General features: G+C 70.3%; 20 protein-coding genes. 9 read left to right on the top strand and 11 right to left on the bottom strand.

Annotated features, from left to right (window positions below; all coding sequences use genetic code 11):
- Positions 1-2: 2 nt before the first annotated feature.
- From ACN469_RS05130 to ACN469_RS05115, 4 genes are all read right to left on the bottom strand, one after another.
- On the bottom strand, positions 3-3,782 hold the full coding sequence (locus ACN469_RS05130) for a DUF3858 domain-containing protein (protein ID WP_498764711.1): 3,780 nt from the start codon (positions 3,780-3,782) through the stop codon (positions 3-5).
- An 85-nt stretch (positions 3,783-3,867) separates the two neighbouring features.
- Positions 3,868-5,721: a serine/threonine protein kinase gene (locus ACN469_RS05125; RefSeq protein WP_498764709.1), complete on the bottom strand. Its 1,854-nt coding sequence runs from the start codon at positions 5,719-5,721 to the stop codon at positions 3,868-3,870.
- A 120-nt stretch (positions 5,722-5,841) separates the two neighbouring features.
- Positions 5,842-6,432: a GAF domain-containing protein gene (locus ACN469_RS05120; protein ID WP_498764707.1), complete on the bottom strand. Its 591-nt coding sequence runs from the start codon at positions 6,430-6,432 to the stop codon at positions 5,842-5,844.
- A 302-nt stretch (positions 6,433-6,734) separates the two neighbouring features.
- Positions 6,735-6,989 carry a hypothetical protein gene (locus ACN469_RS05115; RefSeq protein ID WP_498764705.1) on the bottom strand — a complete coding sequence of 85 codons (255 nt, stop codon included), beginning with the start codon at positions 6,987-6,989 and terminating at the stop codon, positions 6,735-6,737.
- 302 nt (positions 6,990-7,291) lie between these two features.
- On the opposite strand from ACN469_RS05115, the gene ACN469_RS05110 reads away from it, so the two are divergent.
- From ACN469_RS05110 to ACN469_RS05100, 3 genes are read left to right on the top strand one after another with little or no spacing between them, the layout of a single operon-like run.
- Positions 7,292-7,744, top strand: a complete 453-nt coding sequence (locus ACN469_RS05110) for a hypothetical protein (RefSeq protein ID WP_498764703.1) — start codon at positions 7,292-7,294, stop codon at positions 7,742-7,744.
- Positions 7,745-7,793: 49 nt separating this feature from the next.
- Positions 7,794-9,227, top strand: a complete 1,434-nt coding sequence (locus ACN469_RS05105) for a sensor histidine kinase (RefSeq protein ID WP_498764812.1) — start codon at positions 7,794-7,796, stop codon at positions 9,225-9,227.
- The gene (locus ACN469_RS05100) at positions 9,224-10,558 is read left to right on the top strand and encodes a sigma-54-dependent transcriptional regulator (RefSeq protein ID WP_498764701.1); all 1,335 of its coding nucleotides are present in this window, start codon (positions 9,224-9,226) and stop codon (positions 10,556-10,558) included. The genes ACN469_RS05105 and ACN469_RS05100 overlap by 4 nt, the downstream gene beginning before the upstream one ends.
- A gap of 83 nt (positions 10,559-10,641) precedes the next feature.
- Here the strand turns inward: ACN469_RS05100 and ACN469_RS05095 are convergent, their stop codons facing one another.
- Together ACN469_RS05095 and ACN469_RS05090 are read right to left on the bottom strand one after the other, a co-directional pair.
- Positions 10,642-10,839 carry a hypothetical protein gene (locus tag ACN469_RS05095; protein WP_498764699.1) on the bottom strand — a complete coding sequence of 66 codons (198 nt, stop codon included), beginning with the start codon at positions 10,837-10,839 and terminating at the stop codon, positions 10,642-10,644.
- 180 nt (positions 10,840-11,019) lie between these two features.
- Entirely contained in the window at positions 11,020-11,220 is a 201-nt protein-coding gene (locus ACN469_RS05090) for a hypothetical protein (RefSeq protein ID WP_498764697.1), read from the bottom strand.
- A gap of 157 nt (positions 11,221-11,377) precedes the next feature.
- Here ACN469_RS05090 and ACN469_RS05085 point away from each other — a divergent pair, with 157 nt between their 5' ends.
- The gene (locus tag ACN469_RS05085; RefSeq protein ID WP_498764695.1) at positions 11,378-11,545 is read left to right on the top strand and encodes a helix-turn-helix domain-containing protein; all 168 of its coding nucleotides are present in this window, start codon (positions 11,378-11,380) and stop codon (positions 11,543-11,545) included.
- A 9-nt stretch (positions 11,546-11,554) separates the two neighbouring features.
- On the opposite strand, the gene ACN469_RS05080 is transcribed toward ACN469_RS05085, so the two are convergent.
- Positions 11,555-11,821: a hypothetical protein gene (locus ACN469_RS05080; RefSeq protein WP_498764693.1), complete on the bottom strand. Its 267-nt coding sequence runs from the start codon at positions 11,819-11,821 to the stop codon at positions 11,555-11,557.
- Between the two features lie 159 nt (positions 11,822-11,980).
- Here ACN469_RS05080 and ACN469_RS05075 point away from each other — a divergent pair, with 159 nt between their 5' ends.
- A complete protein-coding gene (locus ACN469_RS05075; protein WP_498764691.1) occupies positions 11,981-13,237 on the top strand; it encodes a C39 family peptidase in 1,257 nt (418 codons plus the stop codon).
- Positions 13,238-13,655: 418 nt separating this feature from the next.
- On the opposite strand, the gene ACN469_RS05070 is transcribed toward ACN469_RS05075, so the two are convergent.
- Positions 13,656-14,573, bottom strand: coding sequence for an SDR family oxidoreductase (locus ACN469_RS05070; RefSeq protein WP_498764689.1), 918 nt, complete (start codon positions 14,571-14,573; stop codon positions 13,656-13,658).
- A gap of 76 nt (positions 14,574-14,649) precedes the next feature.
- Here ACN469_RS05070 and ACN469_RS05065 point away from each other — a divergent pair, with 76 nt between their 5' ends.
- Together ACN469_RS05065 and ACN469_RS05060 are read left to right on the top strand one after the other, a co-directional pair.
- Positions 14,650-15,279: a TetR/AcrR family transcriptional regulator gene (locus tag ACN469_RS05065; RefSeq protein WP_498764687.1), complete on the top strand. Its 630-nt coding sequence runs from the start codon at positions 14,650-14,652 to the stop codon at positions 15,277-15,279.
- Between the two features lie 900 nt (positions 15,280-16,179).
- A complete protein-coding gene (locus tag ACN469_RS05060) occupies positions 16,180-17,973 on the top strand; it encodes a L,D-transpeptidase family protein (protein WP_498764686.1) in 1,794 nt (597 codons plus the stop codon).
- A gap of 3 nt (positions 17,974-17,976) precedes the next feature.
- Here the strand turns inward: ACN469_RS05060 and ACN469_RS05055 are convergent, their stop codons facing one another.
- The 3 genes from ACN469_RS05055 to ACN469_RS05045 are packed head-to-tail and all read right to left on the bottom strand — an operon-like array spanning position 17,977 to position 19,847.
- Positions 17,977-18,390 carry a secondary thiamine-phosphate synthase enzyme YjbQ gene (locus ACN469_RS05055; RefSeq protein WP_498764684.1) on the bottom strand — a complete coding sequence of 138 codons (414 nt, stop codon included), beginning with the start codon at positions 18,388-18,390 and terminating at the stop codon, positions 17,977-17,979.
- A gap of 3 nt (positions 18,391-18,393) precedes the next feature.
- Positions 18,394-19,140, bottom strand: coding sequence for an alpha/beta hydrolase (locus ACN469_RS05050; protein WP_498764682.1), 747 nt, complete (start codon positions 19,138-19,140; stop codon positions 18,394-18,396).
- Positions 19,140-19,847, bottom strand: coding sequence for a peptidylprolyl isomerase (locus tag ACN469_RS05045; protein WP_498764680.1), 708 nt, complete (start codon positions 19,845-19,847; stop codon positions 19,140-19,142). The genes ACN469_RS05050 and ACN469_RS05045 overlap by 1 nt, the downstream gene beginning before the upstream one ends.
- 340 nt (positions 19,848-20,187) lie before the next feature.
- On the opposite strand from ACN469_RS05045, the gene ACN469_RS05040 reads away from it, so the two are divergent.
- Positions 20,188-20,994, top strand: coding sequence for a hypothetical protein (locus ACN469_RS05040; protein WP_498764678.1), 807 nt, complete (start codon positions 20,188-20,190; stop codon positions 20,992-20,994).
- Between the two features lie 56 nt (positions 20,995-21,050).
- Positions 21,051-22,126, top strand: a 1,076-nt coding sequence (locus ACN469_RS05035; RefSeq protein WP_498764676.1) for a trigger factor, incomplete at its 3' end; no start/stop codon positions are given.

Genomic DNA, 22,126 nt, shown 5'->3' with positions numbered 1-22,126 from the left:
GCCTACGGCTTCACGAGGAACATCTCGCGCGTCTGGATGAGGTCCACGTCGCCGGTGAAGCCGGAGAACTGCTCGTACTGCCGCGGGGAGACGCGCGCGCTCGGCAGCCGCAGGGACTCGGTGATGGTGAGCGTCGCGCCCTCCTGCTTCTCCGTGCGGGTGAAGCGGCCGAAGGGGTTCTTCACGTCGAGCGCCGGCTGCGGGTCCGGCAGCTTCCAGCCGGAGGGCAGGGACACCGTCACCTGCGTGCTGCTGGCCTCCGTGTTGTCGATGTAGAGCGGCGTGCGACGCGTGCTGAGCTGCACGTAGCGCCGGCCGAGCTGCGCGGGGAAGGTGAGGGGCCCCAGCGCCATGCGCTGGTCGCCCTCCAGCCGCCCGAAGCGCGGCACGGTGAACTCGTAGCGCAGCACGAAGGGCGCGCCCACCACGTCCTCGTGGTCCAGCTTCACGCTCGACAGCGCCGCGCCGCCGAAGTACCGCGCCACCGCGCCCTGGAGCGCCTGGTTGCGGCTCTCCGCGGAGAGCTGGTTGAAGGCCTCGGCCAGCTGCGCCGCCTCGAACCCCAGGTACGTCTCCTCGCCCTTGCCGCTGAGCTTGCCCTCCGCGTCGAGCGCCAGCGTCAGCCGCACCTGCTTGCCCGGGGACTCCTTCAGCGCGGGCGTCTTCACCACCTCCAGCTTGCGGCCCGGCTCCGGCAGCAGGTACGCGTCACGCCCGCCCATGGCGAACTCCGGCAGCTCGCCGAAGGGGCCGAAGCGCACCGACGTGTCCACCCACACCGGCTCGCTGCCCGGCACCTCCACGCGCAGCGCCGCGTACGGCAGCAGGCTGTCGTTGGGGAAGAGGTAGTCGTTGGGGTCCACGTTGAAGGTGCGCACCGCCGCCACGCGCGAGGGGATGCCCAGCTCCTCCAGGCCCGCCTTCAGCACCGCCAGCCGGCTGCCCCGGTCCTGCGCCACCGTGGACGCCGCGGACTGGCCCAGCCCGTTGTCCCGTCCGGAGAAGCGCTGCATCACCGCCGCGTGCAGCGCCTTCACCGCGTCCAGGCCCTGCTTGCCCTGGGTGGCCTTGCGCGTGAAGTCGACGACTTCCGCCGTGCGCAGCCAGCGGTCCTGGAACGCGTCGCCATAGACGCGAATCAGGCCCTCGTTGCCCGTGGCGCCCGCGCCCACCATGACGAAGGGCAGGTACTCGTTGCCGGAGGGAGGCGAGTCCGGCTCGGGGATGAACGGCGGCACGCGGCGCGCCTCGTAGTGGAAGACCTCCTCGTCGCCCTTCACCGTCGGCGCGGGCGCCTTCATCCCGTGCGCGTCCACCTTCATGCCGGAGCCCTTGGGCGCCACCACCGTGTACGTGGTCCACGCGTTGGGCTGGTTGGCGATTTGAAAGTAGAAGGCGGACGCCGTGAAGCCCGGCTGCGCGGGGCCGCGCGGGCTCTCCGCCAGCAGGTATTCGACCTCCACGCTGTCGCCCACCTGCACGCCGGGGAGGCTCACCGTGTCCTTGCCCTCGATGTTCTCCGGCTCCAGCACGCGCCCGTCCGCCTTCAGCGTGCGCAGCGCCAGCACCTGCGCGCCGCGCGGCACGTTCACCTCCGCGATTTCCTGCACGCCCGACTGCTCCAGCGCCCGCTGGATGGTGTGGATGCGGTTGATGATGCTGCCGTCCGGGTACACGCGCACCGCCGCGGCATCCAGCACGAACACGGCCGCGCCGCCGGTGACGGGCTCCGCGTCATAGGAGCGCATCGCCTCGCGGCCGTCGATGGCGTGCTCCTGGAGCAGCTCCTTGCCCGTCTTCGTGCGCTCCACCGCGCGGCGCAGCGGCAGGTCATCGCCCTCCAGCGCCAGCGCCTTCTCGCGCAGCGCGAGCGCCTCCGCGGCCTTCCCCTCGTACTCGCGCACGTCCGCCATGCGCTTGAGCAGCTCCGTGTTGCGCGGCCACGTCACCGTCAGCGCCTGGAGCGCCGCCAGCGCCTCGTCGTGCCGGCGCAGCCCCACGTACAGGGTGGCCAGCGACGTGCCGGCGCTCACGCTGGTGGGGTCGCGGGCGAGCATCTCCGCGTAGGCGCGCGCGGCCGTCTCGAGGTCGCCGCGCGTGCGCGCGTGGTCGGCCCGCCGCGCCTGGACGCCGGGGCAGTTCTGCTGCGCCTCCACCAGCGAGTCGGAGCGCTCCACCGCGTCGCGCCGCCGCGCCAGGTTGTACTGGAGGCCCAGCGCCTCGCAGAGGTTCGGCTGGATTTGCAGCGCCGCCGCCAGCGACTCCTCCGCCAGCGCGTCCACGTCCAGCGTCAGCGCGGCGCGCGCGCGCATCAGGAACAGGGGGAAGCCCGGGGGCTGCACGGCCTCGCTCGCCGTCTTCAGCGTCTCCAGCGCGGAGGCAGGCTGGCCGTCGTCCATGAAGAGGTCCGCGCGCAAGAGCAGCGCCGCCACGTTGCCCGGGTCCTTGGACAGGAGCGCTTCCAGGTCGCGGGTGGCCCGGCCTCGCGCCACCTTGGCGGGCACGGTCCGGTCCGCCGCCGCCACCTCCGCGCGCAGCGACAGGAGCGCGGGCGTGGTGGTCTCCACCGCCGCCATCAACCGGCGGGCGCCGTCCGCGTCGCGCGACAGTCCGTCACGCGCGGCCAGCACGGTGGACAGCAGGTCTCCGGCCTCGCCGGCCAGCGCGTCCTTCAGGCTCTGCGTCGTGGGGTACACGCCCGTGGCCTCGGACATCTTCGGCGCGCTGCCCCACGTCGCGGGGGCCGCGCCCGTGGCGGCGGTGAAGCGCACGTTGGCGGGCCGGCCGTCGGCGCGCATCAGCGAGAACGACATCACGCCGGAGGTCGCGCCCTTGAGCATGCGGACGATGAAGCGGTGCTTGCCCGCGGGCAGCTCCACGGCGCGGGTGGTGACGGTGCTGGTGGCGCGCTCCCAGCCCCGGCGCTCCATCAGCGGCGCGCCGTTCACGAGCAACTGGTGCGTCGTGGCGCTCACGGAGCGGGCCACATAGCTGGCCGCCTCCGTCACCTCCGCGTCGAAGGCCATGAGGTAGATGTCGCCCTCGCCGGGCTCGCCGGCCAGGTCCAGCCGTCCGTCCGGCGCCAGCAGCTTGCGCGGCGCCGCCGTGCCGAACGCGCCGGTGAAGGGGCCCGCGAGCGAGCCGCTCTGCTTCGCCGGGAACGCCTCGTCCCAGGACAGGACGTGGAAGGCGGAGAGGGGGCCCACGAGCGTCGCCTCGGACACGCCACCCAGCTCCCGCAGCACCGCGTCGCGCGCCTGGGTGTCTCCGCGCGCCACGGCGATGGACAGCCGCGCGCCGCGCAGCAGGTAGGCCGTCTCTCCAGTGGCGCCCGCGCCGAGCGCCTGCTGCGTGGCCTTCAGGATGGCCTCATCCAGCGGCGGCGCGGTGCCCACGGTGTCCAGCGCGTAGCGCGCGGCGATGAGGGCCAGCGGGTGGGTGGGCGCGCGCGTCACCAGCTCCAGCGCGGCCGTGAGGGCCCGGTCCGGCCGACCCGCGCGTCGCGCGAGCAGGTGCTGACCGATGAGCGCGTAGGGGTCCCCCGGGTCCTTGGCGATGGCCGCGTCGAAGCGCTGCTGCGCCTGGACGGAGTCTCCCGCGAGCAGGTGCGCATGGAAGCCGGCGAACGCGAGCGTGCGGGCCTCGTCCGTACCGGACTGGGCTTTCTCCGCGGCGGACTCCAGCACGCGCGGCGCGGCGCTGGTGGAAGGGGATGAATGCGAGCAGCCCGAGAGGCCGGCGACGAGGGCGAGCGCGGTCAGGCCGCGGCGGAAGGTGCGCATAGGAGGGTCGAGGGATAATGCAATCCCCCGTCACTGGCCATATTCCCCTGCGACTCTCTGTCCGCTTCGAGCGCTCGGAAGGGGACTAGCGGCGCTTGCCGTTCTTCGGCGCGGGCTTGGCGGGCTGCTTCTTGGGGGGAGGGGGCGGCGCTTTCTTGGGCACCACCGCCTTGGCGGGCACCGCGGCGGCCACCGTCTTCACCGGAGGGGGCAGCGGGGTGGGCACCGGGGCCGTGGTCCCCCCGGGCGGGGACTGCTTCATCACGAAGGTGATGCCGGAGACGTTGCAGAGGGCCTCCGTGCAGCCGAAGCCGGGGAAGGGCGCGTCGCCGAACTGCTCCACCCAGCCGGTGCCGAGCACCAGCGGCTCGAAGAGGGCCCGACGGTCCTTGCCGGTGCCCATGAAGGCCTGCAGCTGACCCTCGGCGTCCACCGCCAGCTCCATCGCCACCGTGCCCTGGGGCGACTCCATGCCGAGCATCGTGCCCCGGCGCTCGCCCAGCGCCCACTCCAGGCGCAGGGGCTCACCCGCGCCGTTGTGCACCAGCGCGACGTAGCGGCCGGTGGTCCCCGTCAGCAGCATCGCGACGGCGGGCGACGGCGAGGGCTCGTACATCTTGAACATGTCGCGCAGGCGGCGCTCCCAGGTGGGCGGCGGCGCCTGCGCGAACAGCTGACCCTTCAGGCTCAGGATGTCTCCGTCCCGGCGCGTGACGTCCACCCGCACGCGGCCCACGGTCTCGGTGTCGCCCTGCCAGGGGAACGCGAGCGTCTTGCCCTCGAAGCTCACCGGCCTGCCGTCGACGATGAGGCTCTGTTGGTCCAGCCCCTCGCCCAGCGCCACGTTCCGGTGCGCGGGGCTGGCTTCCTCTCGCCCGGGCACGCGCTGGGCGACTTTGCCGGTCAGGCTGTTCGACATGATGGCGGCGCCCGGTGAGGTGGGCACCTTGCGCTCGCCGCTCAGATAGAACGCGGTGCCCAGCACGAAGCTCGCCGCCAGCACCATCAGCACCGCGGCCGTCTGTGCCGTGAAGCGCACCACCTTGCGCAGACCGGCCTCGAAGCGCTGCAGGCGCGTGAGCTTCACCGGCAGCATCGACGGCAGGCTGCCCGGGACGAGCAGCTCCAGGTCCGCGATGAGCGCCGCCACCGACGGGTAGCGGTCATCGGGGTCCGGCTTGAGGCACTTGGTGACGATGGCGTCCAGGCGCCGGTCCAGTCCCGGCTTGCGCTGGGACGGGGGGTCGAACGTGCCCATCGGCACCTCGCCGGTGAGCCACTCGTAGAGGATGACACCCAGCGAGAAGATGTCCGCGCGCGCGTCCGCGTTCTTCGCGTCCACCCGCTGCTCCGGCGCCATGTACGACAGCGTGCCCATGGACACGTGCGTGGACGTCAGCGCGTAGCGCGAGGAGGGACTCGCGTCGTCCAGGAACGAGGCGAGCCCGAAGTCGGACACCTTGGCGATGCCGCCGGCCTGCTGGTCCAGCAGGATGTTCTCCGGCTTCAAGTCCCGGTGGATGACGCCGCGGCCGTGCGCGTACTCGATGGCCCGGCAGATTTCGAGCATCCGCCGCAGCGCGCCGAAGACGTCGAACTGGGCGGCGCGGATCAACTCGCGCAGCGACGGCCCGTCCACGAACTCCATCACCAGGTAGTAGGTGACGTCCGTCTTCCCCTTGTCGACGATGGAGACGACGTTGGGGTGGCTCAGCGCGGCGAGGGCGGCGGCTTCCTTCTGGAAGCGCGCGATGAAGGACGGGTCCTTGGCCAGCTCCGCGTTGAGCAGCTTCACCGCGACCGTGCGGCCCAGCGACAGCTGGGTGGCCTTGTGGACCTCACCCATGCCTCCGGTGCCCACGAGCTTTTCGAGGCGGTAACCGCTGATGAGATCCGGGGAACGGGTCCGGCTGATCGCCGTCGGGTCGATGGAGGACATGGCGGTAGGGCTGGAGGGGCCGCCAGGGTAACAGAAACGCTCGGCGGAGGTGTCCACGCGCGAGGGTGGGGGTCGCCGGTGCCCGGGCTGCCCGGCGACCAGGGGAGCGACTTCGAGGCGTCAGTGCCCCGAGGCGGGCGTGCGGCCCACGGCGGCGCGGAGGCTGTTGCGGACCTGATCCAACGACGAGCGCATCTGCCCGTGGCGCACCGACGCCGCCACCGCCCTCGCCAAGGACTTCAGGAGCGATACCTCTTCGGGCTTCCAAGCCCGGGCGAGGCGGCAGTCCTCGAAGACCGCCACGCCCCACCACTGCTGCCGCGAGGGGTTGATGGGGCTCAACAGAATCGACTTCGTCCCCTGGCGCTCCAGCAAGTCACGCATCATCGGGGGCGCGTCGCGGGTGGGGCACGCCACCACCATTCCCGCCTCCAGCATGTCCACCCAGCCCGGCGCGAAGTCCCGGAACGAGAAGGCGCGCAGCACCGGGTTGGCCAGCGCGGACGCGGTGGGCGGCTCCGCCCAGGCGTAGCGCAGGTCCGTCACGAACCGGCCATACGTCTGCGCCGTGCGGTTCTCGAAGATGTACGCCCGGTCCACTCCCAGCGCGTGACCGACCATCCCCAGGGACTCGACGCCGGTGCTCGCGTTGAGCCCCTTCTCCAGCAAGAGCTTCGAGGCTTCCGACACCTTCGAGAAGGCTTCCACCATGGGGTGACTCCAGGAAAAGACGATTTTGCAATGAGTTCCGTAAGTATCCGGAACGGACTGTCATCCTCTGAAGTCACATTAAGCGTGATTACTGTGTTTCTGTCAAATCCCAGTTTTACTGAAAGTCAAGAGTTCGTGCCGGAGACAATGACCCGGGCGGGGTGTAAATGACACAGGTGCTTTTCCGAGCAGGCATGGTCAGCGGCGGAGTGTCCGGGGCAAGACAGACCCGGAAATGCCACGAGGGCGCCCTCCTTGGAAGGGCACCCTCGTGTGGATTCCTCGAAACGAGGAAGTCGAGACTACTTGGTCTCGGCGGCGGTCTCGGCCTTGGGGGCCTTCTTGGCCTTCTTGCCAGCGGCCTTCGCGGGCTTGGCCTCGGGCTTGGCCTCGACGGCGGCGGGAGCCTCGGCGGCCGGCTTGGCCTCGGCGACAGGGGCGGCGGCGGGAGCCTCGACGGCCGGCTTGGCCTCGGCGGCGGGGGCGGCGGCCGGAGCCGGGGTGTTGGCAAACGCGGTGGCGGCGGCGAGCAGGGCGGCGGCGAACACGGTCTTCATGGAAAGCTCCGTTGAGGGGGCACGACGCGAGATTGCGCCGTATCAGCGGGCAGGTGCTTGAGCAGCGAGCGTGCCAGCGGCCTCCTCAGAGTGAGGCGCGGCGCGCGCGCGGCGAGGGCTGGGGAGAAACTCCTCAGTTGAAGCTCCAACATTGGGGGCTTGCTCCCCAGACAGGCGCCTGGCGCTTTGACGACACCGGGGCACTTGAGCAAGCTGCGTGCGCGTTCCCGGCTGGGGCGTGCGAGCCCGTGGCAGCTCGTCGTCGCGAATCTCTCGCGACCGCGGCGCGGGAGAGACGGTGTATGCGGTTCCTGTGGTGCGCGACTGCGGCGGTGGCGTGGCTGGCGACGGGGTGCGCGCGAATCACGCCTGAGCGCCTGGAGGCGCAGGTCCAGGAGGCGATGCGCTGGCAGCGCGAGTACCAGTTGGAGCGGGAGCGCTCCGAAGTGGTGGCGGTGAAGCTGGCGGCGCTGGAGGCGACCATCGAGCGGCTGGTGCAGGAGCGCGCGGAGGTGGAGCAGGGCCGCGTGGCGCTCCTGGAGGAGCTGGTGCGCACGGAGGCGGACCGGCACGCGCTGGAGGAGCACAACACGCAGCTGCTCGCGCGCGAGCGGGAGCTGAACGAGCTGCGGGAGATGCACGAGCAGCTCTCCGACGTCTTCTATGAGTCCGCGCTGGAGCGGGCGCGGCGGCGGTTGCCGTCGGCGCGGCAGCAGGACGCCCCCGTGGCAGGCGACGGGACGGCGGTGCCTTGACGGAGGCGTGGGTCCTCGGGGCCCGTGCCTCCGTGGTAGAGGTCGGACCCTGGTGAGTTCCCGTACGTCCATTCGCGGTTATCGCGCAGGCTTCTTCTTCGTGGTGGCCCTGCTGTCGGCCGTCACGGGCTTCACGCTGTGGACGGAGGTCCGCACGGGCACGCAGGTGGATGCGCTGGTGCAGGAGGCGCTCGAGCGCGCCAGCCTCATCGGCCGCATCCGCGTGGACGCGCTGTCATTGGAGTCGGCCATCGAGGCGCACATCCGCGCCACGGACGATTCGGAGCGCGAGGCGGCGGACGGGGTGATGGAGGAGATCCTCACCGACATCCGCTTCGCCTCGGAGGCGTACACGCGCAACCTGCCGCCGGGAGACAAGGCGGTCTGGCAGCGCTTCAACGCGGCCTGCCAGGGGCTGGCGGACCAGGTGCGCGCGGCGGCGGTCTTCTCGCAGCGGCGGGAGGCGGACCGCGCGCGCCGGCATCTGGCGGAGCGCATCCGACCGGTGGCCGCGCAGCTCGACGCGCTGGGCGGCTCGCTGTCGGAGGAGAACGCGAACGAGGCGCGGCGCCTGGTGGGGAAGCTCGCGGACCTGCGCGTGCGCAACACGGCCTTGGGCGCGGGCACCACGCTGCTGGCGATGTTGCTGTCGATGCTGGTGGGGTGGCACATCACCTCGCTGCTCAAGCGCCAGGACACGACGATTCAGGGCCAGCTCGAGGAGCTGGGCCGGCACAACCAGGAGCTGGATGCCTTCACGCGTCGCGTGGCGCATGACCTCATCAGTCCGCTGGCGCCGCTCAAGGGCTACCTGACGCTCATCCGTCGCACGGGCGGGGTGAAGGACGCGGGCGCGCTGGAGATGCTGGCGCAGTGCGAGTCCAGCGCGGTGCGCATGGGCGAGCTGATTGAGGCGCTGCTGCGCTTCTGTCGCGCGGGCACTCGCGGAGAGCGCACCGTGGGCGAGCTGGACACGGCGGTGACGACGGTGTTGTTGGAGGTGGCGCAGACGGCGGCGGCGCAGGGCGTGGCGCTGGAGCGGACGCTGCAAGCGGGCGTCGCGGTGGACTGCCCGGGGCAGCTGTTGCAGGTCACCGCGCGCAACCTCCTGACGAACGCGGTGAAGTACACGGCGGGGCGGCCGGAGCCTCGGGTGACGGTGAGCGTCTCCACGGAAGGGACGGACGCGGTGCTGGAGGTGGTGGACAACGGCATCGGCATGGGGCCTGGGGCGATGGCCTCGCTGTTCCAGCCGTTCTTCCGCGCGCCGGAGGTGCGTTCGTTGCCAGGGCATGGGTTGGGCATGGCCACCACGAAGCGCGTGGTGGAGGCGCATGGCGGGACGTTGACGGTGCGCTCGGAAGAGGGGAAGGGCACTCGCGTGGTGGTCCGCTTCGCGCAAGTGACGCGGCCGACGGTGGGGAGCACCGTCGAGTCCGTGGAGTCGTCCACTGCTTCCGGAATCCGCAAGGTGGCCTCGTGAGTGCTTCCCGCATCCTCGTCGTGGACGATGACCCTCAGGCGAGGGATTTGCTCCAGCGGCTCTTGGGGCCGCTGGGCACGGTGTCGCAGGCGGCGCACCCGAAGGCGGCGCAGGAGAAGCTGGCGGAGGGCTCGTTTGATTTGGTGCTGACGGACATGGCCATGCCCGAGCCGGGCGATGGGCTCAAGGTGTTGCAGGAGGTGAAGGCGCACCTTCCGGACACGCCGGTGATTGTGGTGACGGCGTTCGGCAACATCGAGGGCGCGCTGGACAGCATCCAGTTGGGGGCCTTCGACTACCTGGCCAAGCCCTTCGACGTGGACGCGATTCTGCGCGTGGCGCGGCGGGCGCTGGAGCAGAAGCGGCTGGTGGAGGAGAACCGCTCGCTGCGCCAGCAGGTGGACCGCAGCGCGCTGGTGGGGCGGAGCCCGGCGTTGCTGGAGGTGTACAAGCAGGTGGCCCGCGCGGCGGCGAGCAACGTGCCGGTGTTGATTACGGGCGAGACGGGCACGGGCAAGGAGATGGTGGCGCGGGCGCTGCACAAGCGCTCGCCGCGCGCTTCCGGTCCGTTCATCCCCGTGGACTGCGGCGCCATCACCGAGTCGCTGATGGAGAGCGAGCTGTTCGGCCACGCCAAGGGCAGCTTCACGGGCGCGTCGGGCGCGCGGCGGGGTGTGTTCGAGGAGGCGAACGGCGGGACGCTGTTCCTCGACGAGATTGGCGACGTGGGGATGAAGGTGCAGTCGCAGCTCCTGCGGGTGTTGCAGGAGGGCGAGATTCGACGCGTGGGCGAGAGCGTGCCGGTGAAGGTGGACGCGCGCGTCGTCGCGGCGACGAACCGGAACTTGAAGGAGCGGGTGGCGGAGGGGGCGTTCCGCGAGGACCTGCTGTACCGGCTGGACGTGGTGCACCTGCACCTGCCACCCCTGCGCGAGCGGCGCGAGGACATCCCGGCACTGGTGGTGCACTTCGCGTCGCGACATGCGCGGGGCGGGGTGAGTCCGGTGGTGACGTCGGAGGCGATGTCGCGGCTGACGGCCTATGACTGGCCGGGCAACGTGCGGCAGCTGGAGAACGTGGTGGCGCGGGCGCTGGCGCTCAACGTGACGGGCGTCCTGGGGCCCCAGGACTTCCCGGAGCCGATTGGGGATGCGCCCAAGCGGCTGACGGGGCTGGCGGGTGACATGCCCAGCCTCGCGGAGCTGTCGCGCCGGTATGCGGCGCACGTGCTCCAGGCGGTGGGCGGCAACAAGAGCGAGGCGGCCCGGCTGCTCGATGTGGACCGCAAGACGCTCTACAAGCTGCTGGAGGCGGCCGAGGCGGAGGGTTGACCCGGCGCCCCGCGTTGACTGGCTTTGTCAGGGGCCCCAGGGCCCTTGGAGGTCTTCAATGCAATGCGTCCGTCTCGGCAGGGTCATTCCTTCTTGTGTTGGAACTGCTGGAACGTGGTGCAGTGGTTCTTGACGATTGCGTCGAACGCCACTTCGGTGGGCTCCTCCTTTGATTCCAGGAGTTGTTCGAACTCCTTGAAGATGGCTTTCATCTGCTCCCGAGTGGGCTCTTGGGACGAGAGCCCGTAGTGCTGCCTCAAGGCCTCTTTCTCGATAAACATTTCAGTTCTCCTTTGCGTTTGGTTCACCCGCTAAACGAGCCACGGCCTCGCGAGTGACACATTCTGGAGGCGACCGAGCCAGAAGCCTGGCCCGGCGCCCCGCGTTGACTGGCTTTGTCAGGGTTTCCCAGTCACCTTGCTTAGTGAGTGGTCACCAGAATCTAACTCCATCTGGGCTCCTCACTCACTCTGCTTGTGTGGGAACTGCTGGTATGTCGTGCAGTGTTCCTTGACGATTGCCTCGAAATCCTCACTGGTGGGCATCTGCTTTGATTCCAGGAGGTGGTTGAACTCCTCGTTGATGGCCTGATGTTGCTCCTCAGTGGGCTCTTGGGGTGAGAGCCCGTACTTCAGCCTCAGGAATTTTTCAGTGAAAAACATTTCAGATCTCCTTTGCGCTTGTTTCACTGTCTAAACGAGCCACGGCACTCGTGAGTGACACATTGAAGGTGGGATTTTCGAGCAGGAGGCATGCGACCGGATGAGCCCTCAGGGTGGTTGCCGCCTGCATCGAGGGCTCACTGACTCCGCTCCGTGAATGCTCGCTCCCTGTCGACGCTTGCCCTTCTGCTGGCTTCCACGCAGACGGCCTGTGTCTCGCGGCAACAAGAGCGAGGCGGCCCGGTTGCTCGATGTGGACCGCAAGACGCTCTACAAGTTGCTTGCGGCGACCGAGACAGAGGCCTGGCCCGGCGCCCCGCGTTGACTGGCTTTGTCAGGGCTTCTCAGGCACCTTTTTCGGTGCGTAGTCGCCAGAATCATAATACTTTCTGGACTCCTTGGGTTCGCCCTGATTGTGTTTGAATTGCTGGTACGTCGTGCAGTGTTTCTTGACGATTGCGGCGAGGTCCTCGTCGGTGGGCTCCTTCTTTGATTCCAGGAGTTGGTTGTACTCCTTGAACATGGCCTTCATCTGCTCATGGGTGGGCTCTTGGGGAGAGAGCCCGAAGTGCCGCCTCAAATACTCTTCAGAGACAAACATTTCAGATCTCCTTTGCGTTTGCGCTTGTTTCACTCTCTAGACGAGCCACGACGACCTCGGGTGACACATCGGGGGTGGAATTTTCGAGCAGGAGGCGTGCGGCCGGATGAGCCCCCGCAGTGGTTGCCGACTGCATCGGGTTCTCACAGACTCCGTTCCGTGAACGCTCGCTCCCTGTCGACGCTTGCCCTCCTCCTGGCCTCCACGCAGACGGCCTGTGTCTCGCAGCAGAAAGGTCGTGAGGACCTTCCCTCGGGTGAGCCGGGGACCCCGGCGAAGCTGTGGCGGCGCAGCGCGGTGGAGCGCGACTTCGAGCGCTTCACGCGTGAGGGCACCTCGCTCACTGTCGACGGTGCGCTGGTCCTGGACGCGGCGGCGCGGACGGACAGCGTGCCCGTCCCCACGGGGCGCAACGAGGACGGTGGTACGCGCTACCACGAGGCGACCTATCGGCTGGGAAGCGCCGTCTCCGAGGTCCAGCTCGTGCCGGGTGGCTTCACCAGCGTGGTGCCCTCGTTCGATGCGCTGACGCCTCCGGGCACCTGGGTGAAGGTGACGCTCGCCGCGCGCATCGAGGGCAGCTGGACGAAGGATTACGAGCTGGGCGTGTGGGCCTTCGACAAGGAGCCCGTGGCCCGGCACAGCGTGGATGGGCAGGGGGACGCGGACGGTCAGGTGTACACGGACACGCTCAACCTCAAGCGTCGCGCGGACGCGCTGCGGATGACGGTGTGGCTGTTCTCTTCACAGCCGGAGGCCACGCCTCGGGTTCGCGCGCTGTCGGCGGCGGTGAGCGACAAGCAGGGTGTCGTCGCGGATGTCGCGTCCGACAGGACGGCCTGGGGCACGGTGCTGGAGGTTCCCGGCCGCTCGCAGATGCTCTATCCCGACGGTGGCCCCGTGTGGTGTTCGCCCACGTCCACCACGATGTTGCTCGGATACTGGGGACAGAAGCTGAACCGGCCGGAGCTGACCACGACGGTGCCTTCGTCGGCGGATCGGACCTATGACTGGGTCTACAAGGGCACGGGCAACTGGGCCTTCAACACGGCGTATGCCTCCGCCATCGGCGACGGCGCGCTGCACGGCGCGGTGCTGCGCCTGGATGGCTTCGCGCAGGTGGAGCGCCTCATCGCCGCGGGAATCCCCGTCAGCATCAGCATCGCCTATGAGGAGGGCGAACTCACCGGCTCGCCCGTGCGCAGCTCGGATGGACACCTCATCGTGCTGAGGGGCTTCACGCCCGAAGGCGACGTCGTGTGCAATGACCCCGCCTTCAAGACCGATGAGACGGTGGGGGTGACGTACAAGCGCGACGAACTCTGGCGCGCGTGGCAGCACTCGCGCGGCGCGGCCTATGTGCTCTGGCCCTCGGGCACGGCGTTCCCCGCCGAGGTCATCGGGCTGTTGCGCTGAACCGGCGACCCCGCTCCGGTCAACGTAACGGCCAGGGGTGTACCGAGTGCGTTGCTCGCGCTCGGAGCGCCGCCTGTCTTCAGCGCGCGGTGCTCGCGCTCGGCGCATCTCCTGTTTTCAACGCGCGTTGCTCGCGCTCGGAGCGCCTCCTGTCTCCAACGCGCCTTGCTCACGCTCGACGCGTCTCCTGTCTCCAACGCGCCTTGCTCACGCTCGACGCGTCTCCTGTCTCCAACGCGCCTTGCTCACGCTCGACGCGTCTCCTGTCTCCAACGCGCCTTGCTCACGCTCGACGCGTCTCCTGTCTCCAGCGCGCCTTGCTCACGCTCGACGCGTCTCCTGTCTCCAGCGCGCCTTGCTCACGCTCGACGCGTCTCCTGTCTCCAGCGCGCCGTGCTCACGCTCGACGCGTTTCCTGTCACGCGGGTGCCACGGGCTCGAAGTAGTGGCGGTCCGCGAGGTCGGCGAGCAGCCCCGGCTGCGTCGGCTGCCAGTGCAAGAGGTTGCGCGTGTGCGCGCTGGACGTGGGGTTGTCGAGCTGGGCGAAGGCGGCGAGGAATCCGAGGTACTTGCTCGCGTCCTCCGCGGAGACGCTCCTGGCCGGTAGCCCGAGGCCTCGGCCGATGGCTTCGGCGATGTCGCGGAAGGGGACGCCTTCCTCGGCGGCCCCGTGGATGCGAGAGCCCGCCGGCGCTACCTCCAGCGCCAGTCGGTAGAGTCGCGCCGCATCGAGCGTGTGCACCGCCGGCCAGCGGTTGGACCCGTCCCCGACGTAGGCGGCGAAGCCGTTCTTTCGCGCCATCGCGATGAGCGAAGGGACGAAACCTTGGTGGTCGAGTGAGCTGTGCACCGTCGGTGCGAGGCGGATGACAGAGGACCGGACGCCGCGCTTTCCGAACGCGACCACCGCGTTCTCCGCGTCGATGCGGGGGCCGCTCGCGAGCGCGTCGTGTTCAGTGCCAGTGCGACCGCTCACGGCATGAGCCAGCGCGAGCGTTCCCGCCGTGCCCACGAATGGCTTGCCGGAGCGCTCGAGCGCGGCGCTCATCGCTTCGATGGCGCGGAGGTCGGCCGTCACCGCACCCGCGTAGTCGCCGGTGAAGGCGATGTCATGTTTGAACGCGAGGTGGATGACGCCATCCGAGGCGGCAACGGCCTCCCGCAGACCATGGAGGTCATCGAGGTTGCCTCGCCGCACCTCGGCACCCGCGGACCTCAGCGCGGCGGCTGAGGAGTCGGAGCGGGACAGTCCGACGACCGCATGCCCGGCCGCAAGCAACTCACGGACGACAGCGAACCCGATGTGCCCCGAAGCACCCGTGACAAAGACGCGCATGTGAACCTCCGATGTCAGAAGCTGACATGGGTTCTAGCATGTGATGTCAGTCGCTGCAATCAGGTACAGTGGCGGCATGGGTCGTTGGGAACCGAACGCGCTCGAACGCCTGCAAGACGCCGCGATGTCGTTGTTCCAGGAGCGCGGGTACGACCGCACGACGGTGGAGGAGATCGCCGCGCGCGCGGGGCTCACCGAGCGGACATTCTTCCGCTACTTCTCCGACAAGAGAGAGGTGCTGTTCTCGCGCTCGAAGGAGCTCGAGGCGCTCCTCGTCAACACCATCGCCGATGCTCCAAAGGCGATGGCCCCCCTCGATGCCGTCGCCGCCGCGCTGGAGGCCACCTCGCCGGGATTCGAGGAGCGCCGTGCGCACGCTTGCAAGCGGCAACCCCTCATCGTGGCGCATGCGGAGCTGCGGGAGCGCGAGCTGATCAAACTCGCGTCACTCGCGTCGGCGATGTCGGAGAGCCTCCGGGGACGCGGCGTCGAGAAGACGGTGGCGAACCTCGTCGCCGAAGCGGGCATCGCCATCTTCAAGAGCGCGTTCGAGCGTTGGATCGAGGACACGACGAAGCACGAGCTCGCGCATCACGTGCGCGTGGCGCTCGCGGAGCTCCGGCTCATCACCGCCGGGGCGAGCACGGCTTCTTCCGCACCGCCCCCGACGCAGGCGCCGCGACGCAGCCGCCCCGCCTCCCGGTAGGCCCGACGAGAGCGGAGCCGGGTGACCCCAGACGTGTCTCACGTGAGACATGTCTCGGGGTATCCGGGGCCATGCGGGATTCCTCCTGTGCGGGAGAGGGGCAGGGCGCCTCCATTCCGTTGCATGTGACATCCACCGTCAGGACCGCACGGATTACGCACCCGCGCGGAGTCGTGCGCAGGCGGCCCCACCTCGGACGACGTTGAGCAAGCGGTCAAGCCCTCGTACCGTGTCGTCCACATGCGACGTTGGCTTCAGCTCGCCCTCATCCTGCCTGGAATCGCCTGCACGCCTTCGTCGAAGACGGAGGACTCCCCCTCTCCTGTTGAAGGTGTAGCGCCGAGCCCGTCCCGTCCCGCCACAGGCACTACTTCCGCACCCTCGGGTGAGGTCCGCGAGGGTGCCGCGCGTCAGGGACCCCTGGGACAGGGCACTCCCGGGACAGCGGAGGCCGCGCCCGTCGCGGCACCGGGGAATCCCACGCCTCCCGTGGAGGAAGCTCCGACCGTCGCGGGGGGCATCGCGCCGCCGACCACAGGCCCGAATCTCCAAGGGAGTGCGACGTCCGCAGGGGCCGAGGCCCGGCCCGGCGAGGCGTCACCGTCCTCGGGCGCGGCGGTGGTGGAGAATGGTGCTCGGCCCGGAGGCGACAGCGCTGCGGTGCCTGCCGGGGCTGGTGCTGCGGTGCCTGCCGGGGCTGGTGCTGCGGTGCCTGCTGGGGCTGGTGCTGCGGTGCCTGCCGGGGTTGGTGCTGCGGTGCCTGCCGGGGCTGGTGCTGCGGTGCCTGCCGGGGCTGGTGCTGCGGTGCCTGCTGGGGCCATCGCCGCGGTGCCTGCTGGGGCCATCGCCGCGGTGCCTGCTGGGGCCAGCGCTGCGGTGCCTTCGGGAGCCGGCGCTGCGGTGCCTGTCGGAGACGGCGCCCCGCCGGGTCGTGGCCTCGTGGAGAACGGTCGCACCACGGTGGAGGCGGTCGTCTCGGAAGATGGCGGTACCCCATCGGCGGGTGCAGCCGGCAGCCACGCTCCCTCGGGCTCCACTCCGGGAGACCTGCTCGCCGCGTGGAATCGGACCGCGCCCGTGCTCGACACGGATGGTGGGCCCTCGCGTCCGACTTCCGCCGCGCGTCCCTCCTCGGACTCCCGCGACTCGGCTGACGACTCCTCCGCACATGACGAGCCCTCGCTCGCCATCGACCCCGCGCTCAGCGCCATGCCCAAGCCCGAGCGCCGCGAGGACCTCCCCGCCGAGGACCCCGAGGAGTCACCACCGCCTCCCGCCGAGCAACTCGTCGTCATCCCCGACAAGCGCAACCCCGGCCTGGAGCTGGTGCTCGGCCCGGACGGTGAGCCGCTGGAAGACACGAGCCTCGTGCTCGAGGACCCGTCCCTGGAGCCCGACGAGGACACGCCCGACTCCGTGACGGCCAGCGGCGCGGACGCGGGCACCGAGCCCGTCGCCATTCCCTACCAGCCCGACGCGGGCTCGCTGCGCGTGCGTCGCTCCATCGCGGTCCGCTCCGCGCCTCGTCAGGACGCGCCGCCCCTGGGCACGGTGGCCCAGGACATGCGCGTGCTCTGGAAGGGAGAGACCGCCATGCGCAATCCCGAGTGCGAGGCCTGGGTCGAAATCCAGCCGCGCGGCTGGGTCTGCGAGCGCTACCTGGAGCGCAACTTCCGCGAGCCCCGCGTCCGGGACCTGCCCCGCCTGCGCGAAGGAGAGCTGACCCCCGGCACCTATGCCCGCGTCGTGGGCAAGCGCGTGCGCGCCTACCCGAGCCTCGCCCTGGCCCGCTCGCGCAGGAAGGGCGTGCTGCTCAAGGGCTCCGTGACGGTGCAGCTGCGCGGACAGGTGCGCGTGGGCCGACGCACCTTCTGGCGCACCACGGATGGCCAATATCTGGAGGCCCGCGTCCTGCGCGAATACCGGCCCTCCGCCTTCGTCGGCGTGGACGCGGACCAGCTGTCGGAGCTGTCCTCGCCCTTCGCCTGGGCCCAGTCGCGCGTGAAGCCCACGGCCTCCGTGGAGGTGAAGGTCGCCCCGGACGCGAAGGCCGCCCGTGAGACGGTGCTGCCCGCGCGGACCCTGGTGGCCGTGCGCGAGCTGTCTCCCGATGGCAACTGGGTGCTCATCGCGGAGGACCACTGGGTGGCGCGCGAGGACCTCCACGTCGCCTGGTTCAACCACGCGCCCCCCGGTGTGGAGCCCGGCGCGCGCTGGTTCGACGTGGACCTGGAGGCCCAGGTGCTCATCGCCTACGAGGGCGAGCGCCCCGTCTACGCCACGCTCATCTCCTCCGGGAAGCCCGGCACCGACACGCCCGAGGGCCTGTACCGCGTGTGGATCAAGTTCGCGGAGGCCGACATGACGGGCAACGCCACCGCGGGCAATGACACCTACCGCGTGGCCACCGTGCCGTGGACCATGTTCTTCGAACGGGACTACGCGCTGCACACCGCCTACTGGCACGACCGCTTCGGTGAACCGACGAGCCACGGCTGCGTCAACCTGGCGCCTCGGGATGCCCGGGCCCTCTACGGCTGGGCCGCGCCGGAGGTCCCCACCGGCTGGTCCATGGTGCACGCCACGCCCGAGTCGCCCGGCTCCTGGGTGCGCATTCGCGGGCAGGCGCGCATCCCCACCCAGACGAAGGAGCGCAAGCTGCGCGTCGTGGCCAGCACGCGCGGACTGCGCTGACGCTCAGCCCACCACCGACACGGTGACGCGTCGGCGGTGGGGCGCGGCCCGGTGCTCCCAGACGTAGACGCCCTGCCACGTCCCCAGGTTCGCCGCGCCATCCTTCACGGGGATGCTCAGCGAGTTCTGCGTGAGCACCGTGCGCACGTGCGCCGGCATGTCGTCGGGCCCCTCCGCGTCGTGCACGAAGAGGGGGTCCCCGTCCTTCACCAGCCGAGCGAAGAAGGACTCCAAGTCCCGGCGCACGTCCGGGTCCGCGTTCTCACACAGAATCAGGGACGCGCTCGTGTGGTGGAGGAACACGGTGCACAGGCCCTGCTTCGCACCGCTGTCCGCCACCGCCCGCTGCACGTCGCCAGTGATGTCCGTGAAGCCGCGCCCCCGGGTGGGCACCGTGAGCTCCTTCGCGTGGTACATGCCTCAGCCTTCCAGTCGCGCCTTCAGGAACGCGGCCATCCGCTCCAACTCCTCGGCGTCAATCGTGTGCGGCCCGTCGAAGGGGAGGAAGTCCACGGACAGGCCCGCCTGCACCAGCGTGTCGCGCAGGCGCTCGGCGGCCGAGAAGGGCAGCACGTCGTCGTGGCGGCCGTGGCCCTGGAACACCGGCAGCCCCTGCCGGGCCTGGGCCCGCTGCTTCCACTCCGACTCCGCGATGAGCGTGCCGGAGAGGATGCACAGCCCGGCCGGTCGCTCCTCCAGCCGCAGGGCCACGTCCGTCGTCACCATGCCGCCCTGGCTGAAGCCGCCGAGGACGATGCGCCCGTAGGGGAGCTTCGTCGCGGCCGACAGCGCGTCCACCACGGAGATGATGGCCCGGCGCGCGGCGGGCAGGCCCTCGGGCACTTCCTTCGCGTACGCGTTCCAGTCCCTCAGCTGCCCGCGCATGATGGCCTCGGGCAGATGGAACCAGGCGCGCCCGCCAGGCATGCCCCACTCGGCCAGTGACAGCGGAGCGCCAGGGAAGACGAAGCGCACGCGCGACGCCAGTGACGCCTCCAGCGTCAACAGCTCCGGCGCCAGCGAGACGAGGTCCGTCGCCGGAGCGCCGAAGCCGTGGCAGAGCACCACCACCAGCTCGGGCAGGGTTCCTTCGGCGAGCGCGTCCACCACCTGGCAGTCCAGCTCGCCCAGGCGCGTGGCCACGCGTCGGAGGTTGCGTCGCTCCATTACTGCGCGTCCGCGAGGGTGATTTTCTGGATGACGACGGGGTCCACCGGCCGGTCGCCCGGGCCCGTGGCCACCTTGGAGATCTTCTCCACGACGTCGTAGCCCTTCACCACCTCACCGAAGATGGTGTGCCGGTTGTTGAGGTTGTCCGGCGTGGACGTGGTGATGAAGAACTGGCAGCCGTTGGTGCCCGGGCCCGCGTTGGCCATGGCGAGCAGGCCCACCTTGTCGAACTTGCGGCCGCTCTGGAACTCGTCACCGAAGCGATAGCCCGGGTCACCCCGGCCGGAGCCCGTGGGGTCTCCGCCCTGAATCATGAAGCCGGGAATCACGCGGTGGAAGATGACGCCGTCGTACAGCGGCTTGCCCGTCACGCGCTCGCCGCTGCGAGGGTCCGTCCACGCCTTCTCGCCCGTGGCGAGGCCCACGAAGTTGGACACCGTGTTCGGCGCGTCCTTGGAGAACAGCCGCACGACGATGGGGCCCTGGTTCGTCTCCAGCGTGGCCTGGATGTCCTGGCCGCCGTAGGCCTTCTTCATCCACTCACCAGCGCCTTCGGCCGCGGGCTCCGCGGGCCTCGGGGCCGTGGGCTGCTTCGAGCCGGCCGGCGGCGTGGCGTTGCCCGTGGACTCCTTCTTCTCGGTGGAGTCCTTGCAGGCGGTGAAGGCGAGGCAGAGGAGGAGGGCGCTCAGGATTCTGATGTTCATGGGGCGCGCAGATTACCCGACCTCCGATGGATTACAGGGGGTTACGTCGTCCAGCGCGGGCAGGAAGTTCGCCGGGAGGCAAAATCGCCCGCCAGCGAGCCGGTTCGACGCAACATCTGGAAACAAGGCACGATGATCCACGTAGAACACCCTGAATTGCGTCTGGAGTCCTGAGTTGGCGCCCATCGAACCTCGTCCCACCGCCCCGAGTTCCGCTCCCACCGCTCGGCCCGCACAGCCGTCGGCCGCGCCGCCTCCGGCACCCCGGGCTGATGTCCCGGCGCCGCCCCCGCCCGCGGCGAGGTCGGACCGCTTTGAGCAGGTCGGCAACGCGGTGGCCATGGGCACCAATGGGGTGAGGCAGTTCTCCGACGCGGTGGGTGCCACCCAGATGCGCCGCGCGGAGGGCCCCATCCGCTTCGGGCCTCTCGAGACGGGCCTCACCGGCTCCACCGTGGCGGGCGTGAACACCCGAAGCGCCCGCTGGGCTGGCGGCGTGTCCACGGCGGCCAGCGTGGCGCAGCTCCCCGGCGCGGCCTACCTGTCGGCCCGCGACGTGCGCGAGGCCTTCCGCAACCCGTCCGGCGAGTCCGCCAACAGGGCGCTCGGCTCCGTGTCGGGCCTGGCGTCCACGGGCCTCAACGCGGCCAAGGGCGGCCTGGACCTCGCGGGCAACGTCAGCAACTTCCGCGCGGCGGCCAACGCCGCGCGCACCGCCTTCACGCAGGCCGCGCCGGAGGCCCCGGGCGCGGTGGCGAACCGCGTGGCCACCTCCGTCGCGACCGAAGGCGTGGAGGGCGCGTCCCGCCAGGTGATGCGCGACGTCGCCGCTCGCGCCGCGGGCAATGGACTGGAGGACGCGGGCCGTCTGGGCTCCAGCGCCGCCCGCACCGCGCTGCGGGATGGTGGCACGGCCGTGGCCAGGGCTGCGGGCCGCTTCGCGCCGGGCCTCAACGTCGCCATCGCCGCGGCGGACACCGCCGCCGCAGCGAGCACCATCGCGGATCCGAACGCCGCGGTGGGCAAGAAGGTCACCGCCGGCGTCACCGCGCTGGGCTCCATCGCCGCGGCCACCAACATCCCGCTGGTCAGCCAGGCAGGCGCCGTCGTCTCCACGGCGTCCAGCTTCGTCGGCGCGTTCTTCTAGGCGCCGCGCCGCCTCCTCCGCTCTGTGCTATCCGGACTCCCCGGAGCGGAGGAAGCATGACGTCCCAGAACGACTCGAAGGGTGGCGGTGCGCGCTCGCTGGCCGAGCTGCACGCGCTCGGCATCATGAAGCGCATGCCCGCGTCGCTGTCGCTGGGCAGCACCGAGCCCGTCTCCCTCCCCACCGTGCAGGCGCCCTCCCTCGAAGGGCTGACGGTGGCCCTGGTCGCTCCCGGCCCCATCGACGAGCAGTCCCTGGTGGAGCGCTTCGATTCCCTGCGCCGCCAGCACGCGGACCGTCGTGAGCGCCTCGCGGGCGAGGTGGTGGGGCCCGACGACGAGGTGCTGCTGGAAGTCCTCGGCTTCGCCAACGGCCGGCTCATCCCCTTCTCCGCGCGGGAGAACTGGCGGGCGGAGGTCGCACCGGATGCGCTGCTGCCCGGCTTCTTCGAGGCGCTGGTGGGCGCGAAGGTGGGCCAGTCCTTCGGCATCGAGCTGAAGCTGCCGGACACCTATGTGGTGGAGTCGCTGCGCGGCGTGACGGCGCGCTTCCTGCTCGACGTGAAGGCGGCAGCCGAGCTGAAGCTGCTGGAGGATGACTCGCCGGAGCTGCTCAAGCGCCTGGGGCTGGGCACCCTCACCGACGTGATGGCCCACCTGGGTGACACGCTCGCCCGCGAGCGCACCGAGGAGATGGACCGGCTCACCCAGGAGCGCGTGCTGGACGAAGTGGTCGCGCGCACCCGGGTGACGCTGACGCCCGCGCTGGTGGACGAGGAGATTCGCCGCCGCTGGGCGGAGGTCGAGCGGCCCATGCTGATTCGCAAGGACTTCCAGCCGAACGAACTCCAGGAGGCGCTGGAGGGCTGGCTGCGAGAGCCGCTCACCCGCGCGGACACGGAGCGGCGGCTGACGCTGGCGCTGGCGCTGCGAGCCATCGCCGCGCGCGACGGCGTGAAGCTCGCGAAGGGCGCCGTGGACGCGCTGGTGGATGACCTGGCCGGGCTGTCCGGCGTCTCCCGTCAGGACCTCATCCGCGCGGTGAAGGAAGACAACCTGCTGGCCAAGCGGGTGGAAGACCTGGCGCTGCACTTCGCCACCGTCGACAGCGTCATGCGGCGCGTGTCGCTGAC

This window comes from Corallococcus terminator, from assembly GCF_049194865.1.
Lineage (GTDB): Bacteria > Myxococcota > Myxococcia > Myxococcales > Myxococcaceae > Myxococcus > Myxococcus terminator_A.
This window is presented reverse-complemented; position numbering and strand designations above follow the sequence as displayed.